We start from the raw sequence: 15127 nt of genomic DNA, 5'->3' as shown, positions 1-15127 counted from the left end.
CTAAAACTCCTGACCATCTTCCTTGAGCGGGATCCGGGACGCGTCCTCGAACTTGCCGCGATTGCCGGGCCACATGGCATACACGAGGATGCCGGAGAACAGCAGGGCGAGCCAGACGGTCCAGAAGGACCGCAGGGCGATAGTGATCGAATCCAAGTCCACGGATCCCTCCCGGTTACTGCTGGAGCTGCTTCGGCGACTGGTACTTGGTGAAGTCCACCATGGTGCCCAGCACCTGCAGGTAGGCCACAAGGGCGTCCATTTCGGTGACGGTCTTGTTGCCCGTGAAGTTCGCCACGACGGCCTTCGGGTAGCGCTTGGCGAGCCCGGCCGTGTCGGCGTCCGGGTTCTTCTGCGCTTCGAGGTCGGCCTTGGCGTTGGCGATCTGCTCGTCCGTGTAGGGGACGCCGACGATCTTCAGGGTCTTCATGTGATCCTGAATGTCGGCGTACTTCAGCGGACGATCCTTCATCCAGGAGTAGCCCGGCATGATCGACTCCGGCACCACGGCGCGCGGATCGACCAAGTGGGCGACGTGCCAGTCGTTGGAGTACTTGCCGCCGACGCGGGCAAGGTCCGGACCGGTGCGCTTGGAGCCCCACTGGAAGGGATGGTCGTACATGCTTTCCGCGGCCAGCGAGTAGTGCCCGTAACGCTCCACCTCATCGCGGAACGGACGGATCTGCATGCTGTGGCAGTTGTAGCAACCTTCGCGGATGTAGATGTTCTGGCCAGCCAGTTCGAGCGGCGAATAGGGACGGACCCCATCGACCTTCTCGATCGTCGACTCGATCGTGAACAGCGGGACGATCTGGACAAGGCCACCGATCGCCACCGTGATCAGGATCAGAACGATGAGCAGAAGCGTGTTCCGCTCGATCGTGTCGTGGCTAAAGCCCTTTTTTTCCTCAGCCATTTTCTCAGATCCTCCGGGCGTTAGGCCGCACCGACCGCCGCCTTGTGCGGGGCGGTGGCATAGGGCTTCTCGATGCGGACGTCACCCTTGGCCGTGCGCCACAGGTTGTAGACCATGATCAGGGCGCCCGTGACGAACAGCACGCCACCCATCGCACGGATCACGTAGAAGGGATGCATGGCCGCAACCGTCTCGACGAACGAGTACTGGAGGAAGCCGAGGTTGTCGTAGGCGCGCCACATCAGGCCCTGCATGATGCCCGACACCCACATGGCGGTGATGTAGAGCACGATGCCGATAGTGGCGGTCCAGAAGTGGTAGCTGACCAGACGCAGGCTGTAGAGCTGCGAGCGCTTCCACAGGACCGGAACCAGGTAGTAGATGGCGCCGAAGGAGATGAAGGCGACCCAGCCCAGCGCGCCGGAGTGCACGTGACCGACCGTCCAGTCGGTGTAGTGCGACAGCGCGTTGACCGGCTTCACCGACATCAGCGGGCCCTCGAAGGTCGACATGCCGTAGAAGGCCACCGACGTGACGAGGAAACGCAGGACCGGGTCGGTGCGCAGCTTATCCCAGGCGCCCGACAGGGTCATGATGCCGTTGATCATGCCGCCCCACGACGGCATCCACAGCATGACCGAGAAGGTCATGCCCAGCGTCTGCGCCCAGTCCGGGAGAGAGGTGTAGTGCAGGTGGTGCGGACCGGCCCAGATGTAGAGGAAGATCAGCGTCCAGAAGTGCACGATCGACAGGCGGTACGAATAGACCGGCCGCTCGGCGCGCTTCGGGACGAAGTAGTACATGATGCCGAGGAAGCCGGCGGTCAGGAAGAAGCCGACCGCGTTGTGGCCGTACCACCACTGCACCATGGCGCTCTGCACGCCCGACACGAACGGGTAGGACTTCAGCCCCGTCAGCGACACCGGGACGTTGACGTTGTTGCCGAGGTGCAGGATCGCGACCGTCAGGATGAACGCCATGAAGAACCAGTTCGCCACGTAGATGTGCGACTCGCGCCGCGTCATCACCGTGCCGATGAACTGGATGGCGTACAGGACCCAGACGACCGTCAGGTAGAGGTCGAGGATCCATTCCGGCTCGGCATATTCCTTGCCCTGGGTGTAGCCGAGCACGTAGCTGAGCGCCGCCAGGACAATGAAGATGTTGTAGTTCCAGAAGATGAACTTCGCGAGGCCCTCGCCGCCGAACAGGAACTGGCGGCTGGTGCGCTGCACGGAGTAGAGCGAGGTGGCGAACAGAACGTTGCCACCGAACGCGAAAATCACGGCCGAGGTGTGAACCGGCCGCAGGCGACCGAAGCTCGTCCACTCAAGGCCGAGATTCAGCGCCGGAAACGCAAGCTGCAGCGCGATGAACGTGCCGGCCAGGAAGCCGACGACACCCCAGAACACTGCAGCGATGACGAAGAGTCGGACGGCGTCTTCGTAATAACGAACGTCTTCCGACACCCGCTGGCTGCCCAGGGCGGCCCCTGGAGTCAGAGTCGCTGATGTCATTCAATCTCTCCCGTTTGCCCCGGGCGGCTCGGGCCGCTCCCTCTGAGGTTGCACCACCGCTGGGTACGTACTGTTAAGGAGGGGGGCAGGTTCGCGCGCGATGTACGCATGCCGACGCCGGACGCGCCTGCCTCCAATAGTCCCCAATATGTGTAGGGGTGGACTTTGCAACATTGATCTACGTCAACGACCGGGCTTACCGGTGCCTGCCATCGTTCACCGTCCTTCACGCGGTTGGACAGGCATGGACGACAGCTTCATCGCGAAACCTCTCGGTCAGCGTCAAATCGACCAGGCCTACCCTCTGGTGCGTGCCATCGCCCCGGACCTGGCGGTGGAGCGTTGGCGCGCGTATGCCGCGGCACTCATTGGGTCCGTCGATACCCCCACGGCTCCGACCGGCATCATGACCGTGCAGAACGCGAGGGGGTACCTCCATGGGCTTTTCTCATACGCCATTGAGGAGCATCTGCGCCACGGTCGAATTTTGGCCGTGGAGAATTTCGTCGTGCTGGATCTGTTCGACATGACCGGGCCAGCGGAGACGCTGCTGCGGTCCATGGACGTTCTGGCGCGGGGCTTGGGCTGCTCGGCGATCCACACCACGCTGCCGGAAAGCTGCGTGGGAGCGGCGGATTCACACAATTCCGTGCTGTCCTGCTTCCGCAACGAGGGGCACCGGACCGAAACCCTGCGCATGTGCAAGCCGCTGGACGGGGCCAACGACAACCACGCCCACCCGCCGCGCGGCGACGCGCGGGATGGCAAATAGCCGCATGTGACAAGTGTGGGCGGGGTGCTGATTCGCATCCCTCTCCCTGTGACGGATTGCGCGGCGGCGCCAAGCCGCTACAGTGCGGGTCCATGAGCGACACCATCACCAAACCCGTCAAATACCCGGCGATCCATTTGCAGGCCGGCCGCCAGCGGCGCGTCCTGCACGGCCATCCCTGGGTCTATTCCAACGAAGTCCAGATGGACACGGCGGCCAAGGCCGTGCCGCCCGGCAGCCCGGTGCGGCTTCTGGACGCAGGCGGCACGCCGCTGGGCATCGCCACCTTCAACCCGCACACGCTGATCGCCGCGCGGCTGCTGTCCAGCGACCCGGCAACCGTGGTGGACCACGCCTTCATCGCCGGCCGGCTCCGCCGCGCCGTCGAGCTGCGCGACCAGCTGTTCGACCGTCCCTATTACCGCGTGGTGCACGCCGAGGCCGACGGGCTGCCGGGCCTGATCGTGGACCGCTACGGCGACGTGGTGACGGTTCAGGCCAACAGCGTCTTCATGGACCAGCGAATCGACGCCATCCTGGCGGCGCTGGACGAGGTGCTGGCCCCGCGCGCGGTCATCCTGCGCAACGACAGCACCCAGCGCGCGCTGGAAGGGCTGGCCGAGGAGACCCGGCTGGCCAAGGGCGAGATCGACGGCCCGATCCGGCTGGAGGAGAACGGCGCCACCTTCTTCGCCGACCCGCTGGGCGGGCAGAAGACCGGCTGGTTCTACGACCAGCGCGACAACCGCGCCTTCATCGCCAAGCTGGCGAAGGGCAAGCGGGCCATCGACTTCTTCAGCTACAACGGCGGCTTCGGCGTGCTATGCGCGGTCGCCGGCGCGTCGTCGGTGGTGTCGGTGGACCGTTCGCAGGGGGCGCTGGACAACGCGACCCGCGCGGCCGAGGCCAACGGCGTGTCCGACCGGTTCGAGGCGCGCCGCGCCGACGCCTTCAACGAGCTGGAGCGGCTGAACGCGGCCGGCGAAAAGTTCGAGGTGGTGATCGCCGACCCGCCGGCCTTCGTGAAGTCGAAGAAGGACCTGGCCGTGGGGTGCCGCGCCTACCGCAAAATGACCCGTCTGGCCGCCAAGATCACGGCGCCCGGCGGCTTTCTACTGTGCGCGTCCTGCAGCCACAACGTGGACACCCCGACCTTCGCCGAGCAGGTCGCGCGCGGCCTGACGGACGCCGGGCGCACGGGGCGCATCCTGCGCACCGCCGGGGCCGGCCCGGACCATCCGGTGCACCCGAACCTGCCCGAATCGGCCTATCTGAAGGCCATCGTGATGCAGCTCGACTAAAAAAGAAATTTTACCACGAAGACATCAAGACACTAAGAACTTCACAAAGGGACGTCAACTGGCGGAAGGACGATCCGCGCCGCCAGACCTTTTTATAAAGTTCTTTGTGCCCTTGGTGTCTTGGTGGTTATTCTTTTTTTATCGTGTGAACACCCCGACCACTTCCACATGCGCCGACCAAAGGAACTGGTCCACGGGGTAAACGCGTTTCAACGTGTAGCCCCCATCGACCAGGGTACGGGCGTCGCGGGCGAAGGTGGCGGGGTTGCAGGACACCGCCACCACCAGCGGAACCTTGCTGGCGGCCAGCGCCTGGGCCTGCGCCGCCGCTCCGGCGCGGGGCGGGTCGAAGACGACCGCGTCGAAACGGGCCAACTCCTTGGCGGTCAGGGGATTCTCGAACAGGTCGCGGCGTTCGGTGGTCAGGCGCAGGCTGCCGGTGGCCTTGTTCAGGGCGGCCTGCGCCGGGGCGTCGCCCTCCACGGCGTGGACCGCCGAACGCTGGGCTAGCGGTATTGAGAAGGTGCCGATCCCGGCGAACAGGTCGGCGACGCGCTTTGCCTCTCCAACATGCTCCAGAACGGCGGACACCAAGGCCGCTTCGCCCTCGGCGCTCGCTTGCAGGAAGGCGCCGGGCGGCGGGGTGACCGGCACGCCCGCGAAACGCACCGCGACGGGGCGACGGTGGGCGATGGGCTCGGGCGCGCCACGGTCGTCCGGCTGCCAGGAGATGCGGGCGATCTCGGCCTCGTTAAACGCCACCAAACGCTCGCGGGCGGTGCGATCGAGGCTGCGCGGGCCAACCAGCACGAGGTCGATGCCCCCTTCCAGATCGGTCGCGATCACGTCGCAGGCCCCGCCCTCGGGAAGGACCTGAAGCAGCAGCGCGCGCAGGGGCTCGACCAGCGCGGTCAGGCGCGGGACGAGAACCGGGCAGTCCTCCAGATCGACAAGGCGGTGGCTGAGCCGTTCGTTGAAGCCGAACCAGACGCGCTTGCCGCGCTTCAGCGCCGCGAAGCGGGCGCGGCGGCGGGCGGCGGCGGGGGTGCGGGACAGCGGCTCCATGGGCAGGTCGCCCAGCCCGACGCGGGCCAGCGCGCCGCGCACCAGCCCGACCTTCCAGGCCGCGTAAGACCCGTCGCCCATGTGCTGGAGCGTGCAGCCGCCGCAGGTGCCGAAATGGCCGCAGGGTGCCGTGCCACGGCCGGGGCCGGGTTCCAGGATTTCCAGCAGGTCCGCGCGCAGGGCCTCGCCCTTATCGGCGCTTTTCTCGTTGGCGCCGTCCTTTATGCGGACGCGCACGCGGTCGCCGGGGACGGTCAGGGGGACGAAAACCTTGACGCCCTCGACGCTGGCGATACCGTCGCCGCGTGCGCCGACCTCCGAGATGGTCACATCGGCGATGAGGGGTTCCGACGAAGTTTGCGGGCGGCGTTTGGAATTGGAGAAGGAACGTTTCACGCGGTTACTTTCAATACGGCCATCATGCCGGTCTCCTGGTGTTCCAGAATGTGACAGTGGAGCATCCAGTCGCCGGCCTCTTCAGCGACGAAGGCGATCTCGGCGGTCTCTTCGGGGCCGAGCAGGACGGTGTCGCGCCACTCGCGGTGCGGGGTCGGCTCGCCGTTGTGCTTCAGGACGCGGAAGGGGAAGCCGTGCAGGTGCATCGGGTGCCACCAGCCGGTCTCGTTGACGAAGGTGGTCACCAGCGTTTGGCCGCGTTTGGCGGTGATGAGCGGCTCCATGTGGTGGCCCATGGGGGCCTGCCCGTTCAGCGCCCAGAAGGGGCCGCGCGGGCCGGCGCCCTTCGGCATGGCGCCGTGCATCCCGCCGTCGAGGATCACGTCCTGGCGGACGGCGTTGGCGAGGTCCGGTTCCGGCAAGGGGTTGGGCGCCAGCGCGATGGGAGCGTCCAGCGGCGATTCCCGCAAGGGGGCCTCGGTGCCGTAGGTCAGCCGCGTCAGGCGGTAGGCCATGCGCGGGTAGAAGCCGTCCACCACGTCGAACCGCTCGCCGGGCTTGCCGGCCATGTCCAGCACGAGGTCGGCGCGCTGGCCGGGGGCGAGGATGACCTTGCCGCCCTTGGGCGCGTGCGGCGGCATCGGCTGCCCGTCCAGCGCGATCACCTGCGGGTCGTGCCCCTTGAACTCCAGCGCGAAGACGCGGGCGTTGGCGGTGTTGATCAGGCGCAGGCGGACGCGCTCCCCGGCGCGGACGGGCACCTCGTCCAGGATGGCACCGTTGACGGTCACCGTGTTGCCGATGCGGCCGGCGTGGGTGCTGTCCATCGGGTGGCCGAAGCCGCCGGCGATCTCCGCCTCCTTGGTCAGGCGCCAGTCGCCGAGCACCCAGAGCAGGTCGCGGTCCACGCGGATCGGCTCACGCTCCTCCACGATGAAGGCGCCGGACAGGCCGTGGGCGAGCTGCACCCCGCTGTTGGAATGCGGGTGATACCAGAAGGTGCCGGCGTCCTTCAGCGCGAACTCGTAGGCGAAGCGGCCGCCGGACGGCACCTCGGTCTGCGAGAGGTGGGGGACGCCATCCATGTTGTTCGGCACGCGCAGGCCATGCCAATGGATGGTGGTGACCTCCGGCAGGCCGTTGGCGAAGGCGATGCGGGCGGTGTCGCCCTGGCGGAAGCGCAGCTCCGGGCCGGGGACGCGGCCGTTGTAGGCCCAGACCAGCGTTTCCGGATGGCCCTTGCCGACGAGCGGCAATCGGGCGGGGCCGGCGGTGAGATCGATGGCCTTGCCCTCGCCGGCCAGCGGCACGCGCGGCAGCATCGCGGCGCCGGCGATGGCGGCGCTACCAGTCAAAAGCGTGCGGCGGGACAGGCGGATGGGCATGTTTAAGTCCGTTTAATAGCGGGCGAGGACGGCGCGCAAGCCCTCGGGGATGGGGGTCGGGCGGTGTTCGGCCTTGTCCACGATGACGCAGACGGCCTCCTGCGTGGCGATGCAGCGGTCGCCCTCGAACACGCCGGCGCCGACCACCAAGGAGCTGTTGCCGAGCTTCAGCACCCGCACGCCGATGCGCACGGTGGCGGGGTATCGAAGCTCCGCCTTGTACTCGATCAGGCTGCGGGCCAGAACGACGGTCCACGGGTCGGCGTCACGGAAGCCGCCGCATTCTTGCAGGAAATCGACGCGCCCCTGCTCGAAATACACGCCGATGGCGTTGTTGTTGACGTGGCCCAGCGCGTCGAGGTCGGCGAAGCGCACGCGCTCGCCGGTCCAGAAACGGTAGGCATCGGGGCTGGTCGGGCCAGGGGGCTGGTCTGGGGTCTGGTCGGTCATCCGCCGAATGTGGCCGGTCCGGGCGCCGGGAACAAGCTGGATCATGGCGGTTATTCGCGGCATCGGGCGCGAATAACCGCGCCAATGCGAGCGAGGCGGTGTTATAGGAGTCGGACCAACACCCGCTATGGACCGGATGATGAGCAACGAGAAAACCAACCAGACGGCCGAGGCCCTGTTCGAGAAGGCCCTGTCGATCGCCGAGAAGCACCTGGACGAGGCGATCAAGGAAGGCGGCCCGCTCGGCCCCTACATCGCCGTTGCCATGATCGAGGCCGCCGTCAACGCCGCCGTGGACGAGACGAGCCACGAGGACGTGATCGACATGCTGCGCGACCTCGCCTCGCAGATCGAGGCCGACGCGGACGAAGACGAGGACTGATCGCCCTTTTTGGGGCCGTCACTCCGCCGGGGCTGCCTGCCGGCGCGCTTCGCGCCGGCGCAGGACCTCGTGGACGACGGCGCCCAGGATGGTCAGCGCGATCAGGATCAGCGACAGCGCGTTGACCGCGGGCGTCAGTCCCGTGCGCACCTTGGACGCGATGTAGATCGTCAGCGTGGTGTCCAGCCCGCGGACGAACAGCGTCGTGTTGTAGTTCTCGAAGCTCTGAAGGAAGGCCAGGAAGGACGCCGACAGGATCGCCGGCGTCAGGTACGGCAGCGTGATGCGCCGGAACACCTGCCCGTGCGTGGCGCCCAGGTCCAGCGCCGCCTCCTCCAACGTCGAATCGAACCGCTGAAGGCGGGCGAGGAAGAGAAGCATCGCATAGGCGGCGATGAAGCTCGACTGCGCGACGATGGTCAGGAACAGCCCGCCCGTCACCCCGAACCATTGCCGCCAGAAGACCAGCGTCGAGATGCCGACGATCACCCCCGGCGTCAGCAGCGGCGACACCATCACGGCGTAAAGGAAGGTCCGCGCACGGCTGTGCAGCCGGTCGAGCAGCAGGGCGGCAGCAAGGCCCAGCGGCACGGCCACCGCGATCACCCCCGCCCCGATCAGCAGACTCGTCCCCAGCGCCTGCCACATGCGCTGGTCGGCCCACAGCGCCGTGAACCAGTTCAGCGTGAAACCCATCCAGGGCGTGACGGTGGGAAAGCGGCTGGTGTTGAAGGTCGCCGCCGCCATGATGGCCAGCGGCAGGAACAGATAGCCAAAGAAAACGACGAGATAGGCGCCGGTCATCCAGCGGCGGAAGGTTGCGGCGGTCATTTCGCCCCCGTCATTTGGCCCGTCATTTCGCGATATCCGTCAGGCCGACGCGGAACAGGCGCATCATCAGCAGGATGAAGCCGATGCACAGGACCAGCAGTATGAAGGCGTAGGCCGCACCCTGGTTCCAGTTCCCGCCCTCAAAGAACCAGTTGTAGATGACCTCGGTGAACCAGCGGCTCTGCGGCCCGCCGAGCAGGGCCGGCACGGCGTAGCTGCCCGCCGCCAGCATGAAAGTCATGATGCAGCCGACCGCGATGCCCGGCTTGGCGTGCGGGATGACGATGCGGCGGTGGATGCGCAGCCAGCCGGATCCTAAGTCCCGCGCCGCCTCGATCTGGTTGCGGTCCAGCGATTCCATGGCGTTGGTGATCGGAAACACCATGAAGAGGATGTAGACGTACACCATCCCCACGATCACGCCCGCGTCGCCGCCCAGCAGTCGCTGCGGCTCCGTGAAGATGCCGAGCTTGACCAGCAGCACGTTCAGCGGGCCGTTGTAGGCCAGGATGATGTACCAGGCGAAGGTGCGCAGCAGCTCGTTGATCCAGAAGGGAACGACCAGCATCAGGATCAGCGTGGGCAGCCGGCGCCGGGGCGCCACCTGGGCGAGGTAGAAAGCCACGGGGTAGCAGACGACCAGCGTCACGGCGGTGACCAGCGCGCTGGCCCAGATGGTCTTCAGGAAAATTGCGAGGTGGATCTGGTTGGTCCACAGCGTCGCGTAGTTCTTCAGCGTGTAGACGTCCTCCGGCCCGCCGAGCTTGCTGGGCGGCAGCGACGGCCGGAACGAGAAGTCCACCATCAGCAGCTGCGGCAGCACGACCAGCAGCGCCAGCCAGACCGCCACGGCCGCCAGGATCAGGCCGGTCAGCACCGGCCCATAGCGGCGCAGCACCTCCGTCACGGGCGCAGGTTCCCGAATGAAACGCCGTGCAACGCTATGAAACAGAAAACGGCGTTGTGTTTCATTCGTCCGCCTTGGCCGGAATGTAGGACTGCAAGCCTATCATGGCGATTGCGACAAGCGCAAGCGGAGCCGGCGCGCGGGCACGATCACCCTTTCTTATTTGTTCTTTCATGTCCATTCCCGTGGCCTCATAGTCCAAAGATGGGTGCATGGCGGCGGGCATCGGTGACGAAGGGAGCGACGGCATGGCTGGCCATGCTGGTGCTGGTCTTCCACGCCGTCGTCATGGCGACGCATGTGCCGCCCCCGCTGGCCGCCCTGACCATGCAGGTCGCAGCCGCCGCAGCCGAGGCGCCGCCCTGCCATCAAGGGCATGACAAGGCGCCGGCCGGGAAGGCCACGCACGTCACCTACTGCCCGATCTGCCTGTCGCTGCACGGCGGCAAGCTGCTGGGGCCGGCGGCTGGTCCGCTGCTGGTCGTGCCTGTGGCGGTGGCCGTCGCGATGCCGCTCCCGTCCATGGATGCCGCGCCCGGCGAGCGGCCCGTCCCGCCTTTCTCCGCGCGCGCCCCTCCGGCGGTCGTCTGACACCCGATCCAACATCGTCAGACAACCGAACACCGGAGTTTTCCATGATCCGCGAAACCCGCGGCGCCATTCTGGCCGCCGCCGTCCTGGCCTGCCTGCCCGCCGCCTCCGCCCTCGCCCACACCACGCTGGAGGCCAAGCAGGCCCCCGCCGGCAGCACCTACAAGGCCGTGCTGCGCGTCGGCCACGGCTGCGGCGACTCCCCCACCACCGCGCTGCGCGTGCAGATTCCCGAAGGCGTCGTCGCCGTGAAGCCGATGCCCAAGCCCGGCTGGACTCTGACCACCAAGGAAGGCCAGTACGCCCAAGCCTATGATTATTATGGGGAAAAATTGACCAAGGGCGTCACCGAGATCGCCTGGACCGGCGGCAGCCTGCCCGACGCCCACTATGACGAGTTCGTCTTCCGCGCCAAGCTGCCCGACCAGCCGGTGGGGACGGTGATCCATTTCCCCGTGGTGCAGGAGTGCGAAAAGGGCGTGCACCGCTGGATCGAAATCCCCGAGCCCGGCAAGTCCCCCGACGACTACAAGGAGCCGGCGCCCAGCGTGACGCTGACCGCCAAGCCGTAAGCGGAGGCCCAGGGGCATGCGCCGGCGCATCGTCGGACTGTTGGCCGTCCTGCTGCTGCTGGCGGGAACGCCGGTGGCGTGGGCGCATGCCGTTCTGGTCGAGTCCGTCCCGGCGGACGGCGCGCGGCTGGACCACCCGCCCGCCGAGATTCGGCTGCGCTTCAACGAGCCGGTGCAGCCGGTGTCGGTCCGGGTGCTCGGCCCCGGTGGACAGGCGCTTCCCCTGCCCGGCCCGACCAAGGCCGAGAATGGAACGGTGATCGTCCCCCTTCCCCCCGAACTGACAGCGGGAACGCATGTGGTCAGCTACCGCGTGTCGTCCGGGGACGGGCACCCGGTCGCCGGATCGCTGCTGTTCGGCATCGGCGCGCCTCCGGACCGTTCGGCGGTGCATGGCGAGCAGGCGCGGGAGGCCACGGTGCTGGCGGCGGCGCTGGGGCGGGCGCTGCATTACGGGAGCCTGCTGATCGCGGCGGGCGGCGGGCTATTCCTTGCGCTGGTGCTGGGGCGCTGGAGCCCGGTGAACGGACGACTGAAGCCGGGGCTGTGCCTGACCATCGGGGTGGCGGCCATGGCCGTGGTGCTGAACGTCGGTCTGGCCGGCGCGGTGCTGGAAGGGGCGCCGCTCGGTGCGCTGGCCGGGGCATCCGTGTGGAAGACCGGCGTCACCAGCACCTCCGGGTTCAGCGGCGTTGTGGCGCTGTTGAGCCTAATCGTCGTGGCGCTGGGGCTGGCGCTGGAGGGACGCGGCCGAACCGGAACCGTGCTGCTGGTCGGCGGGGCGGTCGGAGCGTCCTTGGCGTTGACCGCGACCGGGCACGCGGCCACGGCGGAGCCGCGCTGGCTGAGCGTGCCGCTGGTGGCGGTGCATGGCTTTGCGGCGGCCTTCTGGGTCGGGTCGCTGTGGCCGCTGGCGGTGGTGCTGCGGACCGAGACGGCGAAGGAGACCGCGCGGATCGTCCGGCGTTTTTCCGGCATCGCCATCGGAGCCGTGGCGGCGCTGCTGCTCGCCGGGACGGGGCTGAGCGTGCTGCAACTGGCCGAGCCGCGCGCCGTGGTGGACAGCGCCTATGGGCAGATCTGGCTCGGCAAGATGGTGTGCGTGGCGGTGTTGCTGGGCTTGGCGTGCTTCAACCGGCTGCGCCTGACGCCGGGGCTGGACTCGGCCGGCACGGCGGGGCGGCTGCGCGGCAGCGTGTTCACAGAGATGGTGGTGGCCGGGCTGATCCTGCTGTTCACCGCCGCCATGGGCACAACCCCGCCGCCGCGCGCTCGGGCCGTGTCCGACGTGGAGGCGTCCTATACGGCGGCGATCGTGTCGAAGGGGCGGCAGGCGGTGGTCACGATCACGCCGGCCCGGTCGGGGCCCAACCGCATCGAAGTGCACTTGACGCAAGTTGACGGTTCGCCGCTGTCGGTCAAGGAGGTCACCATACAGGCCGCCCTGCCCTCAGCCGGCATCGAACCGTTGGAGCGGGCGTTGGGCTCGGCCGGGCCGGGGCTGTATGCGGCGGACGGGGTGGAGTTGCCGGCGGCGGGCGCGTGGGCCGTACGGCTGGACGTGCTGGTCAGCGACTTCGAAAAGGCGCTGTTCCGGACGGAGGTTCCGGTTGGCGACGTGCCCCTCTCCCTGCCCCTCCCTCTCCCACCGGGGGCGGGAGAGGGGATTCGGTGGGCAGCACCACCGCATCCTCGGCGCGGAAGGCGATGCGGGCGGGCTGGCCGGGGGTCAGGGCGGGTTCGTCGCCGAGATGCGGGACCTGGACGACGATGTCGCCTTCCAGAAAGGCGTTGATGAAGGCGCCTTCGAAGTCGCGGTGGGTGACTCGGGATTCCAGCACATTGTTGGCCACGTTGTCGGCGGAGGCTCCGGCCGTCAGGCGTTCCGGGCGGACGAACAGGGTTGCTCGGTCGCCGGGCTTCAGCGCGCGCGGGTTGCGGCCGATCAGCCGGCCGAAGGGCGTGTCGAGCGCCGCGCGATCGGCGGACGCCTCCAGCACCGTGCCGGTAAAGCGATTGCTTTCGCCCACGAAGGACGCGACGAAGGCGGTTTCCGGGTGATCGTAGATGGTCCGGCCGTCGCCCACCTGCTCCAGCACGCCCTTGGACATCACGCCGATCCGGTCGGACATGGTCAGTGCCTCGCCCTGGTCGTGGGTGATGTAGATGAAGGTCACGCCGGTGCGCTTCTGAAGGTCGCGCAGTTCGGCCCGCATGTGCTGGCGCAGCTTCAGGTCGAGCGCCGACAATGGTTCATCGAGCAGGAGGACCGCTGGTTCCACCCCCAGCGCACGGGCGATGGCGATGCGCTGGCGCTGGCCGCCGGAAAGCTCCGTCACCTTTTTGTCCGCCGTCTCCGGCAGGGCCACGAGGTCGAGCAGCCGCTGCACCCGGCGGCGGCGGTCGGCGGCGGGGACGCCGCGCACCTCCAGCCCGAAGCCGATGTTCTCGGCCACCGTCATCAAGGGGAACAGGGCCAAGTTCTGAAAGATCAGCGCGGTCGGCCGCTTGTTCGGGCCGATGCCCCGCATGTCGCGCCCGCCGATGCGGATGGCCCCCTCGGTCGGCTCCATGAAGCCGGAAATCATGCGCAGGATGGTCGTCTTCCCGCAGCCGGAGGGGCCGAGGAAGCTGAAGAATTCACCCGCGCGGATGGTCAGGCTGACGTTGCGGACGGCGGTGATGTCGCCGAACCGCATGGTGACCTTGTCGAGCTGGACGTCCTGGCTCAATCAGAAATCCTCAAAGTCCATCTGTGTGTATCTATGTTCATCTGTGGATCAAAAATATCCTTCCACAGATGAACACAGAGGGACACAGATGAATATTTAGATCAGAATATTTTTGATCAGGCGGCCAGGAAGCGGTCCTGGTACTCGTTGCGGACGGAGACGTACCAGGCTTCCTGGATCGGCCACCACCACAGCTTTTGCAGCGCGTCGCCGGGGTAGGCGTCGGCGAAGAACTGCTTGTTCAGGTCGGACAAGTGCGCTTCCGCCCCGACCGCCGTGCTGGAGATGCCGGAGTGGTTGGTGTAGAGCGCGCCGGCCTGCGGCGTGTAGAACCAGTTGATCCAGGCGTAGGCCTGCTCCAGGTTCTCGGCCTTCTTCGGGATCGCGAAGCCTTCCATCCAGGCCAGCGCCCCTTCCCTCGGCGCGATGAAGCGGACCGGCAGCCCCTCCTTGCGCAGCGCGACGGCGGTGCTGTCCCAGGTCTGGCCGATGACGCAGCCGTTGGTGCGGAAGGCGCCCTGGGCTTCGTTCTCGTTGGACCAGAACTGGCCGATGTTCTTCTTGTTGTCGGTGGCGACCTTCAGGATCGCGTCGAAGTTGGCGCGGGCCTTCTTCTCGTCGGTGAACTGCTCGCGAATCGGGTGCGGCAGCTTGCCCTGACTTTCCAGCCACAGGCCGATGCCAATCAGCGAGGAATGGCCGCGCACGGTCACCTTGCCGGCGTGTTCCGGCTTCCACAGGTCGCCGTAGCTCGCCTCGCCGTACTTCAGCGGGGCCTTGGTCTGGTCGTAGGCGATGGCCTCCGTGCCCCAGTCGGCCGGGGCGAAGAAGCGCTTGCCGCCGACCACGCCGCCCATGCCGGCGGAGCCCTCGACCGCCGACTTCAGGCAGCCGTCCCACTTCACCTTCGCGTCGTCGAGCGGCTGGACGAGGTCGAACTCCACATAGTTGGGCACGCGGTCCACGGTCGGGTGAATAATGTCGAAGCCGGCGCCGCCCGTGGCCTTCAGCTGGTTCAGAAGCTCGTCGTTGGTGGCGTATTCGGTCAGCGTCGCCTTGATGCCGGTCTTTTTCTCGAAGTCGGCCAGCATGTCCGGGCTGATGTAGCCGGACCAGGAGAAGATCTTCACGGACCCGGAGGCGGCGCGCCCCTCGCGCAGGATGAACGGGCCGACCGAGGCGACACCGGCAACGGCGGCAGCACCTTGCAGCAGCACGCGACGGGTGAAGCTCTTGGCGGCGCGCTGGGTCGCGGCACTCGACCGCTGGTCGTTCGTGATGGTCATGGCGCCCTCTCTCCCTTTTTCGTT

15 protein-coding genes and 1 pseudogene are annotated in these 15127 nt (G+C 67.3%); 6 read left to right on the top strand and 10 right to left on the bottom strand.

What is annotated here, in order from left to right; genetic code table 11:
* Genes J2852_RS05105 through ccoN form a run of 3 tightly spaced genes read right to left on the bottom strand, consistent with a single transcriptional unit; the run spans position 1 to position 2433 of the window.
* Entirely contained in the window at positions 1–162 is a 162-nt protein-coding gene (locus tag J2852_RS05105; RefSeq protein ID WP_209871905.1) for a cbb3-type cytochrome c oxidase subunit 3, read from the bottom strand.
* Between the two features lie 13 nt (positions 163–175).
* Positions 176–916, bottom strand: a complete 741-nt coding sequence (gene ccoO / locus J2852_RS05100; protein WP_209871902.1) for a cytochrome-c oxidase, cbb3-type subunit II — start codon at positions 914–916, stop codon at positions 176–178.
* Between the two features lie 20 nt (positions 917–936).
* The gene (ccoN, locus tag J2852_RS05095) at positions 937–2433 is read right to left on the bottom strand and encodes a cytochrome-c oxidase, cbb3-type subunit I (RefSeq protein WP_209871900.1); all 1497 of its coding nucleotides are present in this window, start codon (positions 2431–2433) and stop codon (positions 937–939) included.
* 244 nt (positions 2434–2677) lie between these two features.
* Between ccoN and J2852_RS05090 the strand changes: the two genes are divergently transcribed.
* Together J2852_RS05090 and J2852_RS05085 are read left to right on the top strand one after the other, a co-directional pair.
* The gene (locus J2852_RS05090; protein ID WP_209871897.1) at positions 2678–3205 is read left to right on the top strand and encodes a hypothetical protein; all 528 of its coding nucleotides are present in this window, start codon (positions 2678–2680) and stop codon (positions 3203–3205) included.
* 92 nt (positions 3206–3297) lie between these two features.
* Entirely contained in the window at positions 3298–4506 is a 1209-nt protein-coding gene (locus tag J2852_RS05085) for a class I SAM-dependent rRNA methyltransferase (RefSeq protein WP_209871894.1), read from the top strand.
* 138 nt (positions 4507–4644) lie between these two features.
* Here the strand turns inward: J2852_RS05085 and J2852_RS05080 are convergent, their stop codons facing one another.
* The 3 genes from J2852_RS05080 to J2852_RS05070 are packed head-to-tail and all read right to left on the bottom strand — an operon-like array spanning position 4645 to position 7847.
* The gene (locus tag J2852_RS05080; RefSeq protein WP_209871891.1) at positions 4645–5967 is read right to left on the bottom strand and encodes a class I SAM-dependent RNA methyltransferase; all 1323 of its coding nucleotides are present in this window, start codon (positions 5965–5967) and stop codon (positions 4645–4647) included.
* Complete coding sequence (locus tag J2852_RS05075; protein WP_246499293.1) at positions 5964–7352, bottom strand: multicopper oxidase family protein; 1389 nt, start codon at positions 7350–7352, stop codon at positions 5964–5966. The genes J2852_RS05080 and J2852_RS05075 overlap by 4 nt, the downstream gene beginning before the upstream one ends.
* A 12-nt stretch (positions 7353–7364) precedes the next feature.
* A complete protein-coding gene (locus J2852_RS05070; RefSeq protein WP_246499292.1) occupies positions 7365–7847 on the bottom strand; it encodes an acyl-CoA thioesterase in 483 nt (160 codons plus the stop codon).
* 94 nt (positions 7848–7941) lie between these two features.
* Between J2852_RS05070 and J2852_RS05065 the strand changes: the two genes are divergently transcribed.
* Entirely contained in the window at positions 7942–8184 is a 243-nt protein-coding gene (locus J2852_RS05065) for a hypothetical protein (RefSeq protein ID WP_209871888.1), read from the top strand.
* 18 nt (positions 8185–8202) lie between these two features.
* Here the strand turns inward: J2852_RS05065 and J2852_RS05060 are convergent, their stop codons facing one another.
* Together J2852_RS05060 and J2852_RS05055 are read right to left on the bottom strand one after the other, a co-directional pair.
* Positions 8203–9015: an ABC transporter permease gene (locus tag J2852_RS05060; protein WP_209871885.1), complete on the bottom strand. Its 813-nt coding sequence runs from the start codon at positions 9013–9015 to the stop codon at positions 8203–8205.
* 22 nt (positions 9016–9037) lie between these two features.
* Complete coding sequence (locus J2852_RS05055; protein ID WP_209871882.1) at positions 9038–9922, bottom strand: ABC transporter permease; 885 nt, start codon at positions 9920–9922, stop codon at positions 9038–9040.
* Positions 9923–10150: 228 nt separating this feature from the next.
* On the opposite strand from J2852_RS05055, the gene J2852_RS05050 reads away from it, so the two are divergent.
* From J2852_RS05050 to J2852_RS31950, 3 genes and pseudogenes are all read left to right on the top strand, one after another.
* A complete protein-coding gene (locus tag J2852_RS05050) occupies positions 10151–10513 on the top strand; it encodes a DUF2946 family protein (RefSeq protein WP_209871879.1) in 363 nt (120 codons plus the stop codon).
* A gap of 44 nt (positions 10514–10557) precedes the next feature.
* Complete coding sequence (locus J2852_RS05045) at positions 10558–11085, top strand: YcnI family copper-binding membrane protein (RefSeq protein WP_209871877.1); 528 nt, start codon at positions 10558–10560, stop codon at positions 11083–11085.
* Positions 11086–11101: 16 nt separating this feature from the next.
* Positions 11102–12319, top strand: a pseudogene (locus J2852_RS31950) (copper resistance CopC/CopD family protein); the annotation flags it as partial.
* A gap of 334 nt (positions 12320–12653) precedes the next feature.
* Here the strand turns inward: J2852_RS31950 and J2852_RS31400 are convergent.
* Positions 12654–13817: an ABC transporter ATP-binding protein gene (locus J2852_RS31400; protein ID WP_246499291.1), complete on the bottom strand. Its 1164-nt coding sequence runs from the start codon at positions 13815–13817 to the stop codon at positions 12654–12656.
* Positions 13818–13933: 116 nt separating this feature from the next.
* On the bottom strand, positions 13934–15103 hold the full coding sequence (locus J2852_RS05035) for an extracellular solute-binding protein (RefSeq protein ID WP_209871871.1): 1170 nt from the start codon (positions 15101–15103) through the stop codon (positions 13934–13936).
* Positions 15104–15127: the final 24 nt, after the last annotated feature.

Source organism: Azospirillum soli (genome assembly GCF_017876165.1).
In the GTDB taxonomy this organism is placed as follows: domain Bacteria; phylum Pseudomonadota; class Alphaproteobacteria; order Azospirillales; family Azospirillaceae; genus Azospirillum; species Azospirillum soli.
This window is presented reverse-complemented; position numbering and strand designations above follow the sequence as displayed.